This window comes from Chromobacterium sp. CCUG 30098, from assembly GCF_059916605.1.
The window spans coordinates 175,699-190,129 of record NZ_JAUCGS010000010.1 but is presented as its reverse complement, the minus strand read 5'-3'; the positions used below and the strand labels follow the sequence as shown (position 1 = coordinate 190,129).

The window sequence follows — 14,431 nt, the reverse complement described above, 5'->3', positions numbered from 1 at the left end:
TCCGGGAAATGGAGCAGCCGCGATCTCTGCGCGCAGCGATGTTATCTCTTGGCGGGCTTCCGCAACGTAACTACCGCCCGCCTGGCGCTGGTGGGCGCGCCGATACCGGACCCTGACGCCGTCCAAAGGGGCGGGGCCTTAGAAGTGGTTCAACCATCCCGCTGAAGCGCAGCGGACTTTAGAACCGGTTCTGAGGCCTGCGGTGGGTGACGGTCTGGGGGATTCGATGACGGCCAAAGCCCGGCGTCAGCGGCTTGCGCTTGAGTTTTATCGGCAAAGCCGGGATGGCCGTTCCATGATGAAGGGCGTGAACTTCAAACGCGCAAGCGTTGAAAGTTATTGGTGTAAAATGAATTAATAAATCCAATCAATTCCACTTCGTCATGAATATCTCCCTTCGCCACCTGCGCGCCTTTTCGGCCGTTGCCGAAGCCGAAAGCTTCACCGCCGCGGCCCGCCAGCTGTTTCTGACGCAATCCACGCTGACCAAGACCATACGCGAGCTGGAGCAGGAGATCGGGCTGACGCTGTTTGAGCGCACCACCCGCAAAGTGGCGCTCACCACGCAGGGCAACGCCTTCCTGCCGGTGGCCCGCCGGCTGCTGAACGACTTTGAACTGCTGCTGTCCGATCTGCGCGAAAAATCCGCCGGCAGCAGCGGCAGCGTCTACGTGGCCAGCGGCATGGCTTTTGCGTCCAGCGTGCTGCCGGAGGTACTCAAGCGGCTGAGAAGAGATTACCCGTGCATCCATGTGCGTCTGCTGGACGACACCAGCGGCGGCGTGGTGCGCCGCATCGAATCGGGCGAGGTGGACATCGGCATCGGCTCCTATGTGGGCGCGGCCGGAGACAAGATTGACAAGCGCCAGCTGCTGTCCGCCCGGCTGGGGCTGATGTTTCCGCCGGGCTTCGAGCCGCCGGCGGGGCCGCTCAACTGCCAATCCCTGCGGCAATGGCCCTTGCTGCAGGATGAAAGCGACACCAGCATCATGTCCGCTCTGGAGCGCAGCCATCCCGAGCTTTGGCAGCAGGTGGCCAGCAAGATCACCGTCACCAATCTGGACATGCAGTTCTGCCTGATCCGCGCCGGGGTGGGCGCTTGCGTGTTGTCGGCGCTGGCGGCCTCCCATCCGTCGGCGCGGGATCTGCCCTACCGCTTGTTTGAGTCGGCCGAGCTACAGCGGGACGTCCACGTGTTCACCCGGCGCGGCGTGCCGCTGTCGCCGGCCGCCTTCACCTTTTTGCAGGTGCTGGACGAGGTGTTGCCGACGATAGCTTTCCACCCCGGGGTGACGCTGGCGGCCTAGCGGTGGTGCGGGAGGCTGCCGAGAGTCTCGAACACACTAAATCACGAAGCCGGAACCGTGTAAGGTGCTTACGACATCTATCAATTGCCAAATTCGGAGGCTATGAAAGGTTTAGGCCTGTTGGGAGAAGATGCTCTTTCCCATGCCGCTCCCTTTCACTTCGACCAAGCGTTTGACAGTGACTCCGCCTGTTTCAGCACCAGTTCGATCGCCGCATCCTCGCCCACTGGGGGATATTTCCACTTTTTCAGCGTGCGCCGCACCAGGATCCGCAGTTTGGCGCGCACGCTTTCGCGCACCTGCCAATCCACCGTGGTGCTGTTGCGTAGCTTCTCGGTGATCTCGATGGCAATCTTTTTGAGGATGTCGTCGCCCAGTTCCCGCGCGGCGCTTTCGTTGTTGGCCAGCGCATCGTAGAAGGCGATTTCATCGGGGGTCAGTCCCAGCGCCGCTTCTCGTTCCAGCGCCGCCTGGAAGTCCTTGGCCATCTGGATCAGTTCTTCGATGACCTGGGCCGTCTCCACCGCGCGGTTGTGGTATTTGCGCAGGGTTTCCAGCAGGCGGTCGCCGTACTTTTTCTCCTGAACCACGTTGTTGCGCGCGCGCGCCTTGATCTCGTCGCGCAGCAGCTTCTCCAGCAACTCCACGGCCAGGTTGCGGGTCTTCATCTGCCGCACGTCTTCCAGAAACTCTTCCGATAGCAGGCCGATGTTGGGCTTGTCCAGCCCGGCCAGGGCGAAGATGTCCGCCACCCCATCCGCCACAATGGCGTTGTCCAGGATCTGTTTGAGCGCGCTGTTCTTGTCCGCGTCGGAACGCTTGCGGTCCACCGTGGTGAACTTGACGATGGCGGCTTTGACGGCGGCGAAGAAGGCCATTTCGGTGCGTAGGGCGGCGGCTTCGTCCAGCGTGCTGCATAGGGAAAAGGCTTTGCTTACGGCCAACATGGCATCGAGAAAGCGTTGCTTGCCATCCTTCAGCCCCAGAATATGGTTGGCTACCGGCGCCAGCAGCTTCATCGCATCGGTTTCAAACCCACTGTAGTCGAAGCCGTGCATCAGTCCGCGCACGATATCCAGCTTCTCCAACAGCACCGCCAGGGCTTCGGCGGCATCGTGGGCCGGGTCGCCCTTGCCCTTGGACTCGGTGTAGGTCTTGAGCGCCGCTTTCAGTTCGTTGGCGATGCCGATGTAATCCACCACCAGGCCACCGGGTTTATTGCGGAACACCCGGTTGACGCGGGCAATGGCCTGCATCAGGTTGTGGTCCCTCATCGGCTTGTCGATATACATGGTGTGGCAGCAGGGAGCGTCAAAGCCGGTCAGCCACATATCGCGCACGATCACCAGTTTCAACGGGTCCGCCGGGTCCTTGAAGCGCTTTTCCAAACGCTTCTTCACCTGCTGGCTGTACAGGTGTCGTTGCAGCAAGGGCTTGTCCGCAGCCGAGCCGGTCATCACCACCTTGATGGCGCCCTTTTCCGGATCAGCGGCGGCGTCTAATGGCGCGCCATGCCAGTCCGGGCGTAGGGCCACAATGGCCTTGTACAGCTCGGCGCAGATATCGCGGCTCATGCAGACGATCATCGCCTTGCCTTCCAGCGTGGCCGTGCGCGTCTCGAAGTGCTGCACCAGATCAGCGGCTACCTGCTCCAGACGCGGCTGCGCGCCCACCAGCTTGGTCAGCGCGGCCCAGTCGCTCTTGGTTTTCTCGCGGGCGCTGATGTCCTCTTCATCCTCAATGACCTCGTCCACCTGGGTGTTGAGCGCGTCGATCTCGGCCTGATTCACATTCAGTTTGCTCAGGCGGCTTTCATAGAAGATCGGCACTGTGGCGCCATCGTCCACCGCATCCTGGATGTCGTAGATGCTGACGTAGTCGCCAAACACCGCCCGCGTGTCCTTGTCTTCCTGCGCGATGGGCGTACCGGTAAAGCCGATGAAGGTGGCGTTGGCCAGCGCGTCGCGCAGGTGCTTGGCGTAGCCGAACACATACTTGCCGGTCTTGGTATTGAGCCGTCCCCTTATGCCGTACTGGCTGCGGTGCGCCTCGTCGGAAATCACCACGATATTGCCGCGGTCAGACAGCAGTGGGTGCTCCTCTTCCTCGTCCAACAGCGCAAACTTTTGCACCGTGGTGAAAATGATGCCGCCCGCCTCGCGCGAGGCCAGCATTTCGCGTAGCTCCTCGCGGCTGCCAGCCTGGACTGGAGTTTGTTTCAACAGGTCTTCGGCGGCGCAGAAGGTGCCAAACAACTGCCCGTCCAGATCGTTGCGGTCGGTCACCACCACCAGCGTGGGGTTTTTCATCTCCGGCTGCTGCAACAGCTTGCCCGCATAGCAGGCCATAGTGATGCTCTTGCCCGAGCCTTGCGTATGCCACACCACGCCGGCCTTGCGGCTGCCGGGCTGTACTTCCTTGCCATACGTGGCACGCGGCTCCTGCACTTCCAGCAAACCCTTGTTCGGGCTACTGGCGGCGATCACCGTCGCCTTCACCGCCTCGCGCACCGCATGAAATTGGTGATAGCCGGCGATTTTTTTGATGATCTGGCCGCTGTCCTGTTCAAACAGCACGAAGTGGCGCACATAGTCCAGAAACAGCGCAGGCTCGAAGAAACCGCGCACCAGCGTTTCCAACTCAAACTCCAGCAGCGGCCGGTCATCCTCATTGGCAATCGCCCGCCAGGGCTGCATGCGCTCCTGGTTCGCCGTCAGCGAACCTAGCCGTGCCGTGAAGCCGTCGCTGACCACCACCGCCACGTTGGTGTTGAACAGGTCGCCAATCTCTTCCTTGTAGGTCTGGATCTGGTTGAAGGCATCCCAGATGTCGGTCTGCTCGTTGGCCGGGTTCTTCAGCTCGATCACCGCCAGCGGCAGGCCGTTGACGAAGGCTACCAGATCGGGGCGGCGCGGCTGCTTGGTGCCGGTTACGGTGTACTGGCTGACCAGCAGGAAATCGTTATTGCGCGGGTTGGCGAAGTCGATCAGGTGGACCAGATCGCTGCGCTTTTCATCACCTACGGAAAATTCGACTGGAATGCCGGCCAGCAGCAATCGGTGCACACGGCGATTGCGAGCGATCAGCAGCGGTTCGCTAACCGTCAGCAGTTCATGCGCGGCTTGTTCAAGCGCGGCGACAGGAACATGAGGGTTGATGCGGGATAGCGCCGCCAGCAGGTGTTCGCGCAGTATGATTTGGCGGTAGTCGGAGCGGGCGGGTTGCTTGCCATCGGGCGCGATATCGGGGCCGGATTCAAAGCGCCAACCAATTACTTGAAACCACTCCAAGCACAGATTCTCGAGCTGTTGTTCGTTAACCATAAGAAAACCTATGTTTTAGAGGCTTATGCAAATGCCACTTGCCGACGCGATACCGCAATAGCAAGCCTTAGAATGTGTTCCAACAGGGCGTGATCATGGCTGCCATCATCACCAATAGGCGTTGCGTACCATATGGGGCGAATCTTCAGCTGTAGCAAGCGGGCTTCTTTTTTTGCGCGTTCTTGCGGTGTGGCGGGCTCATTAAGCAAGGCGAAGTGATCCGGTATTTCGAATGCCGCCTCATCAACAATGGACTTGAAAAGGTCGAGCGTTCTGTCCTGTTCCAAACTGCAACCCAGAAACAGCAAGGAATGGCTGATAAAGATCTGACGCAGGGCCCGTGGCAACTGATTCTGGAATGAAAGAGGCTCACCGTAGGCCATCCGGTATTGCTCTTGTGTAAATACATAGGTGTTGTCTTGGCGCGCATCGCCATGCAACTTCAGGATGCAGCGTTCACCACGCAGCAAGCGCTGAACGAAAGCATTACCAGGCTGCATGCCATACATATACCCGTCCAGCGCCTGGCCTCTTTGTTGGAAAAGTTCTTCGATCATGGAGTCGAAGTTGGTCGTCACGATGCAACCTTGCGTCAACTCCGGCAAAAGAAGGATGGGCCCCGCGATGGCTCCTGCCCGCTGGCGGAACTCTGTCTTGATAAAGTGTTTCACCTGATCCGCAGCCGCGTCATGTAGCACTTGCGCGGCTTGCAAGTAGTCGTATTGCGCCATCAAAGGCGCAATATCTTGAACCTCCATGCCCTGGAGTTTGAGCGCTATCTTTCCGAGCGCTTCGCCCCACATCGGGTAGCCACACGCTTTTGAGATGCCGGCCCCTACAAAGGGTGAAATGCGTCCCAAGCGAACCGCATCCACCAGATCAAGAAACACAGCCATTTGATCAGACTGTTTGATGAAGCGCATTGCAGCGTCATGTCGGCTGATCTGACAACTGCCTTCCCACTGGTCTAGTTCGTCGAGATAAGCATCCCGATCAGTCCAGTACAACACCTCGCTGATTGGATACGCGTATTGGTGCTCGGGATCCTTCAAACTCCTGAATGCAAGCGGCTCCGCTTCGTCCAGCACGGCGTTGAAATCCTTATTGGATACGTATGCCGCCTGCAGGGCCTCCTCGACCTTGTCAACGATGGGCTTGTTTTCGCGGAGCTTCTTGATGTCCATTAGGTAGCCCCATTAGTGCTTGCAAGCCCAACTGCCTCACCAATGGCTAGCTCTCCGGAAAGGAGCTTGGGGAGGAGGATATCGCGCAGCGTTAACAATGTTCGTGTCCTCTCACGAATTTGCAGCACCTCTTCCAATAAGGGCTTTACCAGAATCGAAAATTGAGAGATTGCATCATCGTTGGCAGCGATAGTGCGGATGTTAGCTAGTTGCTCAGGCCTGACGCGCTGATGGCTGTTCGACGTACCAGTGACTAGTTGACACATAGCATTATTAAAGCCAGGCGACGATGCAAGACAATATATGAACCCATCACTTGCCGGCTGTTTTGGCGTCCAGACAATGAATTCAGTTGAACAAACGGCATCTTTACCCGCTTTGCCAACAAGCCAGATGCGAGGAATGCGCGGATTGAGCTTGGATACCAATATGGAGCTATCGGGCACTGGAGTCTTGTTGCTCTTGATGGAGCCTCCTGCCTCCTGCAAAGGGAGTTGAGCGGCGTCGAATGAAGGCAGGCTGTAATGTGTAAAAATTTCTCCAGCAGTAGTTAACGGATTGACACTCCCCTTGCATTGTTCGGCAACTTCACCAAAGGAAACTACTCTCCACCCCTTCGGAATTTCCCCCAACGCCGACTCTTCCATTGCATCGGGAAATAGCGCGGCGGTGGCGGCGAGTTGCTCGTGGTGCTCGCGGGGCATTTGGTCGAGTTCGGCATCGGTCTTGCCGCTGATGGCACGCATGGCGGCGCGTAGCGGGTCTTCGCCTTGCTCGATGGCGGCGATCTTGGCCTTGACCGGGTCGAAATCGACAAACCAGGATTTGAAGATGGCTTGCGCCATGGTTTCGAGGGTTTGGTTGAGGTGGCGGTTGAGGTCGATCTTGTCGTCAATCATCCCAAGAATTTGGGCAATTTCCTTCTGAACCTTCTCTGGTGGTACATCAAGCTCACGCATATAAACTGCAGCGCGAGTTGTCGAAGGAATTGGGGACCCATCGTCGATTTCTCCGAGTTTATGATATTGGATGGCGTAATACAGCCACCGAAGATCAAGGTCAGTCTTCGGAACTACATAGTATGCCGTGTCTATGACAAAGAAGTCCCCTTTTGAGTACTGTACTCCGCGGTAAGCTCCTTTTCGGCCAAGAATCACACCAGGGCCTTTCGCAAGGGCTTTATCAGTCCACCCGATTGGGCCGTTACTGCCGAAGACCCGGACAGAACCAAGTGAAGATTCATAGCCCCGCAAGGCCTTGCCATACTCGAGGCTAATTTCATCGCCCCATGTAGAGGACCTCCAGGGCTTCATGCTTTCGCCTCTTTATCAGTTGATGCGACAACGGCGAAACCCAACCCCCCCAAACTCTTCTTGATCTCCGCTTCCAGCTTGGCGCTCTCCTCAAACTGCGCCGCCAGTTGCGCGGTCAACCGTTGCATCTTCTCGGCAAAGGGCTCGCCATCGTCCTCCTGCTCCGCCGCGCCCACATAGCGCCCCGGCGTGAGCACATGCTCATGCTTGCGCACATCTTCCAGCTTGGCGGAGTAGCAGAAGCCGGGGATGTCCTGGTAGTCCCCCTCTCCCCGGCCCTCTCCCACAAGGGGAGAGGGGGACATCTGCCAAGAGTGGAAGGTGTCAGCGATTTTCTGGATATCGTTTGCCGTGAAGTCGCGCAGCACCCGGTCCTTCATATAGCCCAACTGCCGGGCGTCGATGAACAGGAACTCGCCGCGCCGGTTGCGCTTCTTCTTGTCCAGCGCGAAGCCGTTTTGCTTGTCGCGGGTCAGCAACCAGATGCAGGCCGGAATCTGGGTATTGGTGAACAACTGGCCGGGCAGCGCAACCATGCATTCCACGTAGTCGTCTTCAATCAGCTGTTTGCGGATTTCGCCCTCGTTGTTGGTGTTGGAACTCATGGAGCCATTGGCCAGCAGCAGCGCCATGCTGCCGGTGGGCGCCAGGTGGTAGAGCATGTGCTGCAACCAGGCGAAGTTGGCGTTGCCCTGCGGGGGCGTGCCGGCGACCCAGCGCGGGTCTGCGGCCAGCTTTTCATTCCACCATTCCTTCATATTGAATGGCGGGTTGGCCATCACGAAGTCGGCGCGCAAGTCCGGGTGCTGGTCGTTGAGCAGGGTATCCGCCGGGCCGGAGCCGAAGTTGAAATCAATGCCGCGGATGGCCATATTCATGGCCGCCAACCGCCAGGTGGTGGGGTTGCTTTCCTGGCCGTAAACGCTGATCTGTCCGCTCTTGCCGTTGACGGTTTGGCCGCCGTGCTGTTCGATGAAGTCTTCGCTTTGCACGAAGAAGCCGCCGGAGCCCATGGCCGGGTCGTAGACGCGGCCTTTGAACGGCTGCAACATCTCCACGATCAGGGTGACGATGCTCTTGGGCGTGTAGTATTGGCCGCCCTTCTTGCCTTCAGCCAGCGCGAACTGGCCAAGGAAGTATTCATAGACGTGGCCGAGGATGTCCTTGGATTTCAGGTCCAGCGGCTGGCCCTTGTATTCCTTGGCGCTGAAGTCGGTATCCGAGAAGTGGCTGATCAGCCCGGCCAGCTTGCTGGAGTCGAGCTGGACGCGGGCGAAGTCCTTGTTCAGCACGTTTTTCAGGCGGGCGTTCTCGCGCTCTACGGCTTCCATGGCGTTGTCGATCAGCCAGCCTACCGAGCGCATGTCCTCGGGCTCGTCCTTGCCGGGCTTGTTCCACGGCAGCGCCGCCTTGGGCGGCAATTGCGCGCAGTCGCGCAGGGTTTGCCAGCGGGCTTCCACCGGCACCCAAAACACGTTCTTCTCGGTGTAGTAGTCGCGTACTTCCAGCTCGGCGACGAGGTTGTCCTCGTATTCCGCCGTGCCCGCGCCGCCGTACTCATCCGGGTCCATATAGTAGTCATGGGCGGGGTCGGCGAACTGTTCGCGTAACTCCCGCTGGCGCTCCTCGAAGGCATCGGAAACGTATTTGAGGAAGATCAGGCCGAGCACGACATGTTTGTATACGGCGGCATCAAGGTTGGAGCGCAGCCGGTCGGCGGCGGTCCAGAGCTTTTTTTCCAGGTCGTTGAAGAATTGTTGTTCGATAGGTTTCATGCCCTTGTCCCATATTGCGTCATGCTGGTCTTCCTTACGGGCAGCTGTGGGCTGCCGTGTGTTGCCTTCCGTTGTTGCCATGCCGGGCTTTGCCACGAATGAGGCATTCCCCAGCAGAGCAACCGAGCCGCCTCGTCCCCGCCCAGGGCGGATGCGGCCGTGGTCTATCAGGTGCTGTTTGATGTGTTGATAAACGCTGTTTTGCCAGCCCAGCGCTTCCTGCAGGCTCTGATTGCCTGCTTTGCCGCCAAGAGCCGCCAGGGTGGCGATGAAGCGCTCAATCTGTTGTTCCGTGGCTATCACGCTTGTCCTCTGGCCTCAGGCGGGCCAGTACAGCCGCTTCAGCGGCACGATGCGTTTGGTTTCGGCATCGGTGGCGTCGTAGTGTTCAATCAAGGCGCGAACCACATGGTCCAGGGTCCACATCGCCAAGGGGATGGGCGCGCGGTCGGCCTCGTACTGGGCATCCTTGCTAAAGCCCCCGGTGCTGACGTATAACCCGCGGTCATCCTTGTGGCGGCCGCCCAGGAAGCTGCGGATTTCCTGGCTGCCCATCCGCCCCTTGCGGTGCTTGACCTCCACGACGATGCGCGGGTGTTCAAAACCGAAGCCGTCGGGCGAGGCGACGATATCCTTGCCGCGATCGGCGCCGGGTGGCGAGACCTGAGTTTTGTAACCCATGGCGCGCAGAATGCCGGCGACCAGTTGCTGCATATCATCCCAATCCAGCTCGTTGACCTTGTCCTTGATGCGTTCCAGCGCTTGGGATTCAATGTCGGCTAAAGGATCGGCAATGACGGCCTCGGCTTCATCTTCCACTGCCGGCGCGGGATTGCCCTTCAGGGTTGCCAGCACTTCGGCCGCGGCGCTGGAGGGCACTTCAAACAGGGTTAGAGTCGAACCCAAACTGTTCTTGGTGCTGGTGCTCAGGCTGTCGCGCGATAACTCCTGCATTTGCCACTGCACCTTGCGCGCCAGCGGCATGCCCTGATCGGTCCATTCGGGGTGATATTCAGCCTGACCGGAAACGGTGCCGACTGAGTAGAGGCGATTGGCTGGGGAATAAGTAATGATCCAATCGCCATTCTGGATGTCGTTGACGAAGCGCCAAACCTGAGACGCGCCAGAGATCACCGTTCCTTGTTTGGCTTGGGGTTCGGCGGCTTGATACAGGGAGATCAGGCGTTTGCGTTCTACCCCAGGCTTGGCGTGGGGCGCCAACTGCTGCCAGCCCACAGCGGCTACGTTTTGTTCTCGAAAAGCATCATACAAGCTGCCGCCTTCGCTACGTACCATCCACATCCGCGTCATTGTCATCTCTACTATATTTGTGGTCATTAGTCCGATAGGGCGAGGAGCTAGGTTGTCTGTACCCTTGGCTGGCGATTTGTCTCTTCAGCAAAGCAACCGGCAGGTCGTTAAAGCGGCTTGAGTCTACCGTCCATCCGCTGGGTTGATGCGGATTGTCAGGGAGCCAGCGCTACCCTTATGCGCTACGGAAGAATGACAAATTAATTTTCAATTGTATCAGTCCCTGCTAATCATCGTCGATCCAGAGCCCGTGACTAATGATTCATGGCACAGCTATTTGCCGTTGCCACAAGGCAAGATCTCCAGTCTCGCCGCCAAGAGCAAGAGACGGCTCCAGTAGCGGCGGCGCGGTAGGGGAGGGCTTACTTGCCTATGCAGAAGCGGCTGAAAATCACGCCCAGCAGATCGTCGGCGCTGAATTCGCCGGTGATCTCGGACAGCGCGTTTTGCGCCATGCGCAATTCCTCGGCGAAGATTTCCACTTGCTCCCAGTCCGCGTGGGCCAGCTCCAGGTGTTCGGCGGCGCGGCGGATGGCGTCCAGGTGGCGCTGGCGCGCCAGGAACACGCCTTCGCCGCCGCCGCTATAACCTATCATCTCCAGCAGCTTGGCCTTGAGCAGCCCCACGCCGGCGTGGGTGCGCGCGGACAGGCGCACCAGCGGGTGGCCGTCTTCATCGGCCAGGCCCGGCGCTTCGCCTGACAGGTCCACCTTGTTGAACACGTGCACGCGCGGCAGCGCCGCCGGCAGCCGTTGCAGGATGGCCTGCACCTCGCCGGTCAGGCCGTCGCGGCTGTCCGCCAGCACCAGGGCCAGGTCCGCGCGCTCCACCGCCTGCCAGGTGCGTTCTATGCCTATCTTCTCCACCACGTCGTCGGTGTCGCGCAGGCCGGCGGTGTCGATGATGTGCACCGGCACGCCGTCGATGACGATCTCCTCGCGCACGGTGTCGCGGGTGGTGCCGGCGATGTCGGTCACGATGGCGATGTCGTCGCCGGCCAGCGCGTTCATCAGGCTGGATTTGCCGACATTGGGCTGGCCCACCAGCACCACGTGCATGCCCTCGCGCAGGATGGCGCCCTGCTTGGCGGTGGCCTGCACCTGCACCAGCCGGCCGCGCAGCCGTTCAAGCTTGCCCAGCGCGTCCGCCTGTTTGAGGAAGTCGATCTCCTCCTCCGGGAAGTCCAGCGTCGCCTCCACCAGCATGCGCAGGGTGATCAGCTCGTCCACCAGCACGTGGATTTCCTTGGAGAAGGCGCCCTTCAGCGATTTGAGCGCGCTCTTGGCCGCGGTTTCGCTGCTGGCGTCGATCAAGTCCGCCACGCTTTCCGCCTGGGCCAGGTCCAGCTTGTCGTTGAGGAAGGCGCGCTTGGTGAATTCGCCCGGCTCCGCCAGCCGCGCGCCCAGCTCCACGCAGCGCGCCAGCAGCATTTTCAGCACCACCGGCCCGCCGTGGCCTTGCAGCTCGATCACGTCTTCGCCGGTGAAGCTGTTGGGGCCGGGGAAGTAGAGCAGCAGGCCGTTGTCCAGCGGCTGGCCGTGGGCGTCGACGAAGTCGGTGTACAGCGCATAGCGCGGCTTGGGCGTTTTGCCGCCGCTGACGGCGGCGGCGAAGGGCAGCAAATCCTTGCCGGACACGCGGATCACGCCGACGCCGCCGCGGCCGGGTGCGGTGGCGATGGCGCAGATGGTGGCGGGGGTGTAGCTAAGGCTCATGGGCATTCCTTGGAATCTGGGCCGCGGCCCCCGCGCGGCGGGGCGTCGTGGCGAGTACGCTTCAATTATCCAGCAAAAAACCCGGCCATGCGGCCGGGTTTGGGGTTCAGAGCGCGCCGGGCAATCAGGATTGCAGCGCGGCCTTGCTTTTCTTCTCTATGCTCTTGTTGATCTGCCACTGCTGGGCCATCGACAAGATGTTGTTGACCACGTAGTACAGCACCAGGCCGGACGGGAAGAAGAAGAACATCACCGAGAAGGCCACCGGCATGATCTTCATCATCTTGGCCTGCATCGGGTCCGCCGGCGGCGGGTTCAGGAAGGTCTGCAGGAACATGGTGGCCGCCATGATCACCGGCAGCACATAGAACGGGTCCGGGCGGGCCAAGTCGGTGTACCACAGGATCCACGGCGCCTGGCGCAGCTCAACCGAAGCCAGCAGCGCCCAGTACAGACCGATGAACACCGGGATCTGGATCAGCATGGGCAGGCAGCCGCCCAACGGATTCACCTTCTCGGACTTGTACATCTCCATCACCGCTTGCTGGAACTTCATGCGGTCGTCGCCGTACTGCTCCTTCATGCGCTCAAGACGCGGCGCCAGCGCCTTCATCTTGGCCATGGAGCGGTAGGACGCGGCGGTCAGCGGGTAGAAGATGGCCTTGACGGTCAGGGTCAGCAGCACAATGGCCCAGCCCCAGTTCTGCACCAGCAGGTGCAGCTTGGTCAGCAGCCAGAACAGCGGGGAGGCGAAGATGTGGAAGATGCCGAAGTCCTTGGCGTATTCCATGCCGTCCGCCAGCTTGCTGATCACATCGTACTCTTCCGGGCCGGCGAACAGCGGCACGGACACGCTCAGGCTCTGGCCCGGGGCGATGGTGGCGTAATCCACCAGCGCGGCGGCGGAGTTCAGGCCGTTGCTCTGCTTCAGCTCAAAGCGGCAGGACTTGTCGTCCTTGCACACGCTGGAGCCGTCCAGCGGCTTCAGGATCCACGCGGACATGAAGTAGTGCTGGATCATCGCCACCCAGCCGTCGCTGCCGGTCTTGGCGTAATCGCCCTTGCCCTTGGCCAGATCGTCGAAGCTCACCTTCTGGAATTTGTTTTCCGAGGTGTACACCGCCGGGCCGGTGAAGGTGTGGGCCAGGCGGCCTTCGCCTTCCGGCGTTTGGCTGTCGCGCAGCAGGCGGTAGTAAGCGGTGGCGGCCAGCGGGGCGGCGCCGCCGTTGGCGATGTCGTAACGCACGCCGATCTTGTAGCTGCCCTTGGTGAAGGTGTAGATCTTGCTTACCTTCACGCCGTTGGCTTCCGGCGCGGTCAGCTTCACTTCCAGCTTGTCGCCGGAGAGCTCGTAGCTGGTTTTTTCCGCGGTGAATACGGTTTTGTGGGTGGGCAGCGCCGGGTTGCTGGCGGCCACCAGGCCGGTTTGCGCCACATAGACGCGGCCGTTCCGGTCCGTCAGCAGATCAAGCGGCTTTTTGCTGTCCACGGCGGAATCGTGCTTCAACAGCGTCAGCTGGCGCAGATCGCCGCCCACGGTGTCGATTTCCGCTTTCAGCACATCGGTGTTCACCGTGATGCGCTGGCCGGAAGTCAGCTTGTTGGAATCCACCGGCTGGGCGTTGTGGGACGCGCTGTTGGCGGCCTGCTGCTGCGTGGCGGCCTGTTTTTGCGCGGCCACCTGCTGCGGCGTCGGCTTGGGCGCGAAAAACTCCTGCCAACCTAGCAGGATGCCCAGGGACAGCATGATGAAGATTATGAGGCGCTTGGAATCCATCTCTCGATACCGGATTTAAGTTCAGGGAACTGGGTCGTAGCCGCTGCCGCCCCAGGGGTGGCAACGTCCGATGCGTCTGGCGGCCAGCCAGCCGCCCTTGAGTGCGCCGTGCTTTTTCATGGCCTCGATCGCGTAGCTGGAACAGGTGGGCTGGAAGCGGCAACGCGGTGCCAGCCACGGGCTGATAGCCAGCTGGTAAAAACGGATCAGGAGGATGAAGAGGCGCGACATCGTGCCAGTTTAGCAAACAGAGAAGACAAAGCCGTGATCACTTCAGTTCGCTCGGCGCGCGTAAAAGGCACCTTGGCGCGGACCACGAAGTCCATGTCCGGCAGCGTTTGCCGGTTCAGGCGGAACCACTCGCGCACCGTGCGCTTGATGTAATTGCGACGCACGGCCCGCTTGTGGACCTTGCGGCCCACCACCAGGCCCAGCCGCGCGTGCCCCAATTCATTGGGCCGGGCCGATACCTGGAACGTGGCGTTGCTGCGCGACATCCGCAAACTAAAAACGGATGAGAACTCATCCGTTTTTAATAGCCGGTGCGCACGGCGAAAGCGGTAAGCCGACAAAGGCTTATACGGCCAGACGCTTGCGGCCTTTGGAACGACGGGCTGCGATCACTGCGCGGCCGCCGCGGGTCTTCATGCGGACCAGAAAGCCGTGGGTGCGTTTACGACGGGTATTGGAGGGCTGGTAAGTACGCTTCATGATTGGAATTCCTGT

Annotated in this window: 11 protein-coding genes; 1 reads left to right on the top strand and 10 read right to left on the bottom strand. The window is 60.2% G+C overall.

Annotated features, from left to right (window positions below):
* The first annotated feature begins 383 nt into the window (after positions 1 to 383).
* Positions 384 to 1,307 carry a LysR family transcriptional regulator gene (locus QUG03_RS20100; RefSeq protein WP_500820798.1) on the top strand — a complete coding sequence of 308 codons (924 nt, stop codon included), beginning with the start codon at positions 384 to 386 and terminating at the stop codon, positions 1,305 to 1,307.
* Positions 1,308 to 1,462: 155 nt separating this feature from the next.
* Here QUG03_RS20100 and QUG03_RS20095 read toward each other — a convergent pair whose 3' ends face one another.
* The 10 genes from QUG03_RS20095 to rpmH form a co-directional block, all read right to left on the bottom strand.
* Positions 1,463 to 4,630, bottom strand: coding sequence for a type I restriction endonuclease subunit R (locus tag QUG03_RS20095; RefSeq protein ID WP_500820797.1), 3,168 nt, complete (start codon positions 4,628 to 4,630; stop codon positions 1,463 to 1,465).
* 23 nt (positions 4,631 to 4,653) lie between these two features.
* Entirely contained in the window at positions 4,654 to 5,814 is a 1,161-nt protein-coding gene (locus tag QUG03_RS20090) for an SIR2 family NAD-dependent protein deacylase (RefSeq protein ID WP_500820796.1), read from the bottom strand.
* The gene (locus QUG03_RS20085) at positions 5,814 to 7,127 is read right to left on the bottom strand and encodes a restriction endonuclease subunit S (protein ID WP_500820794.1); all 1,314 of its coding nucleotides are present in this window, start codon (positions 7,125 to 7,127) and stop codon (positions 5,814 to 5,816) included. Before QUG03_RS20085 ends, QUG03_RS20090 begins: the two co-directional genes overlap by 1 nt.
* Positions 7,124 to 8,902 (bottom strand): class I SAM-dependent DNA methyltransferase, encoded by a 1,779-nt coding sequence (locus tag QUG03_RS20080; protein WP_500820793.1) that lies wholly within the window; start codon positions 8,900 to 8,902, stop codon positions 7,124 to 7,126. Before QUG03_RS20080 ends, QUG03_RS20085 begins: the two co-directional genes overlap by 4 nt.
* A 318-nt stretch (positions 8,903 to 9,220) precedes the next feature.
* On the bottom strand, positions 9,221 to 10,213 hold the full coding sequence (locus QUG03_RS20075; protein ID WP_500820792.1) for a restriction endonuclease: 993 nt from the start codon (positions 10,211 to 10,213) through the stop codon (positions 9,221 to 9,223).
* A gap of 362 nt (positions 10,214 to 10,575) precedes the next feature.
* A complete protein-coding gene (gene mnmE / locus QUG03_RS20070) occupies positions 10,576 to 11,928 on the bottom strand; it encodes a tRNA uridine-5-carboxymethylaminomethyl(34) synthesis GTPase MnmE (protein WP_500820791.1) in 1,353 nt (450 codons plus the stop codon).
* 124 nt (positions 11,929 to 12,052) lie between these two features.
* Complete coding sequence (gene yidC, locus QUG03_RS20065; RefSeq protein ID WP_500820790.1) at positions 12,053 to 13,705, bottom strand: membrane protein insertase YidC; 1,653 nt, start codon at positions 13,703 to 13,705, stop codon at positions 12,053 to 12,055.
* A 21-nt stretch (positions 13,706 to 13,726) separates the two neighbouring features.
* Positions 13,727 to 13,936, bottom strand: a complete 210-nt coding sequence (gene yidD / locus QUG03_RS20060) for a membrane protein insertion efficiency factor YidD (RefSeq protein WP_107801093.1) — start codon at positions 13,934 to 13,936, stop codon at positions 13,727 to 13,729.
* Positions 13,912 to 14,277 carry a ribonuclease P protein component gene (rnpA, locus tag QUG03_RS20055; protein WP_039753648.1) on the bottom strand — a complete coding sequence of 122 codons (366 nt, stop codon included), beginning with the start codon at positions 14,275 to 14,277 and terminating at the stop codon, positions 13,912 to 13,914. The genes yidD and rnpA overlap by 25 nt, the downstream gene beginning before the upstream one ends.
* A gap of 4 nt (positions 14,278 to 14,281) precedes the next feature.
* Positions 14,282 to 14,416 carry a 50S ribosomal protein L34 gene (rpmH, locus tag QUG03_RS20050; protein ID WP_048408088.1) on the bottom strand — a complete coding sequence of 45 codons (135 nt, stop codon included), beginning with the start codon at positions 14,414 to 14,416 and terminating at the stop codon, positions 14,282 to 14,284.
* Between the last annotated feature and the right edge of the window lie 15 nt (positions 14,417 to 14,431).

Excerpts from the sequence above, each read along its gene's own strand:
- QUG03_RS20095 (WP_500820797.1), bottom strand. The coding sequence starts at position 4,630 with ATGGTTAACGAACAACAGCTCGAGAATCTGTGCTTGGAGTGGTTTCAA.
- QUG03_RS20100 (WP_500820798.1), top strand. The coding sequence starts at position 384 with ATGAATATCTCCCTTCGCCACCTGCGCGCCTTTTCGGCCGTTGCCGAA.
- QUG03_RS20080 (WP_500820793.1), bottom strand. The coding sequence starts at position 8,902 with ATGAAACCTATCGAACAACAATTCTTCAACGACCTGGAAAAAAAGCTC.
- yidC (WP_500820790.1), bottom strand. The coding sequence starts at position 13,705 with ATGGATTCCAAGCGCCTCATAATCTTCATCATGCTGTCCCTGGGCATC.
- rpmH (WP_048408088.1), bottom strand. The coding sequence starts at position 14,416 with ATGAAGCGTACTTACCAGCCCTCCAATACCCGTCGTAAACGCACCCAC.
- yidD (WP_107801093.1), bottom strand. The coding sequence starts at position 13,936 with ATGTCGCGCCTCTTCATCCTCCTGATCCGTTTTTACCAGCTGGCTATC.
- mnmE (WP_500820791.1), bottom strand. The coding sequence starts at position 11,928 with ATGAGCCTTAGCTACACCCCCGCCACCATCTGCGCCATCGCCACCGCA.
- QUG03_RS20085 (WP_500820794.1), bottom strand. The coding sequence starts at position 7,127 with ATGAAGCCCTGGAGGTCCTCTACATGGGGCGATGAAATTAGCCTCGAG.
- QUG03_RS20090 (WP_500820796.1), bottom strand. The coding sequence starts at position 5,814 with ATGGACATCAAGAAGCTCCGCGAAAACAAGCCCATCGTTGACAAGGTC.
- QUG03_RS20075 (WP_500820792.1), bottom strand. The coding sequence starts at position 10,213 with ATGACGCGGATGTGGATGGTACGTAGCGAAGGCGGCAGCTTGTATGAT.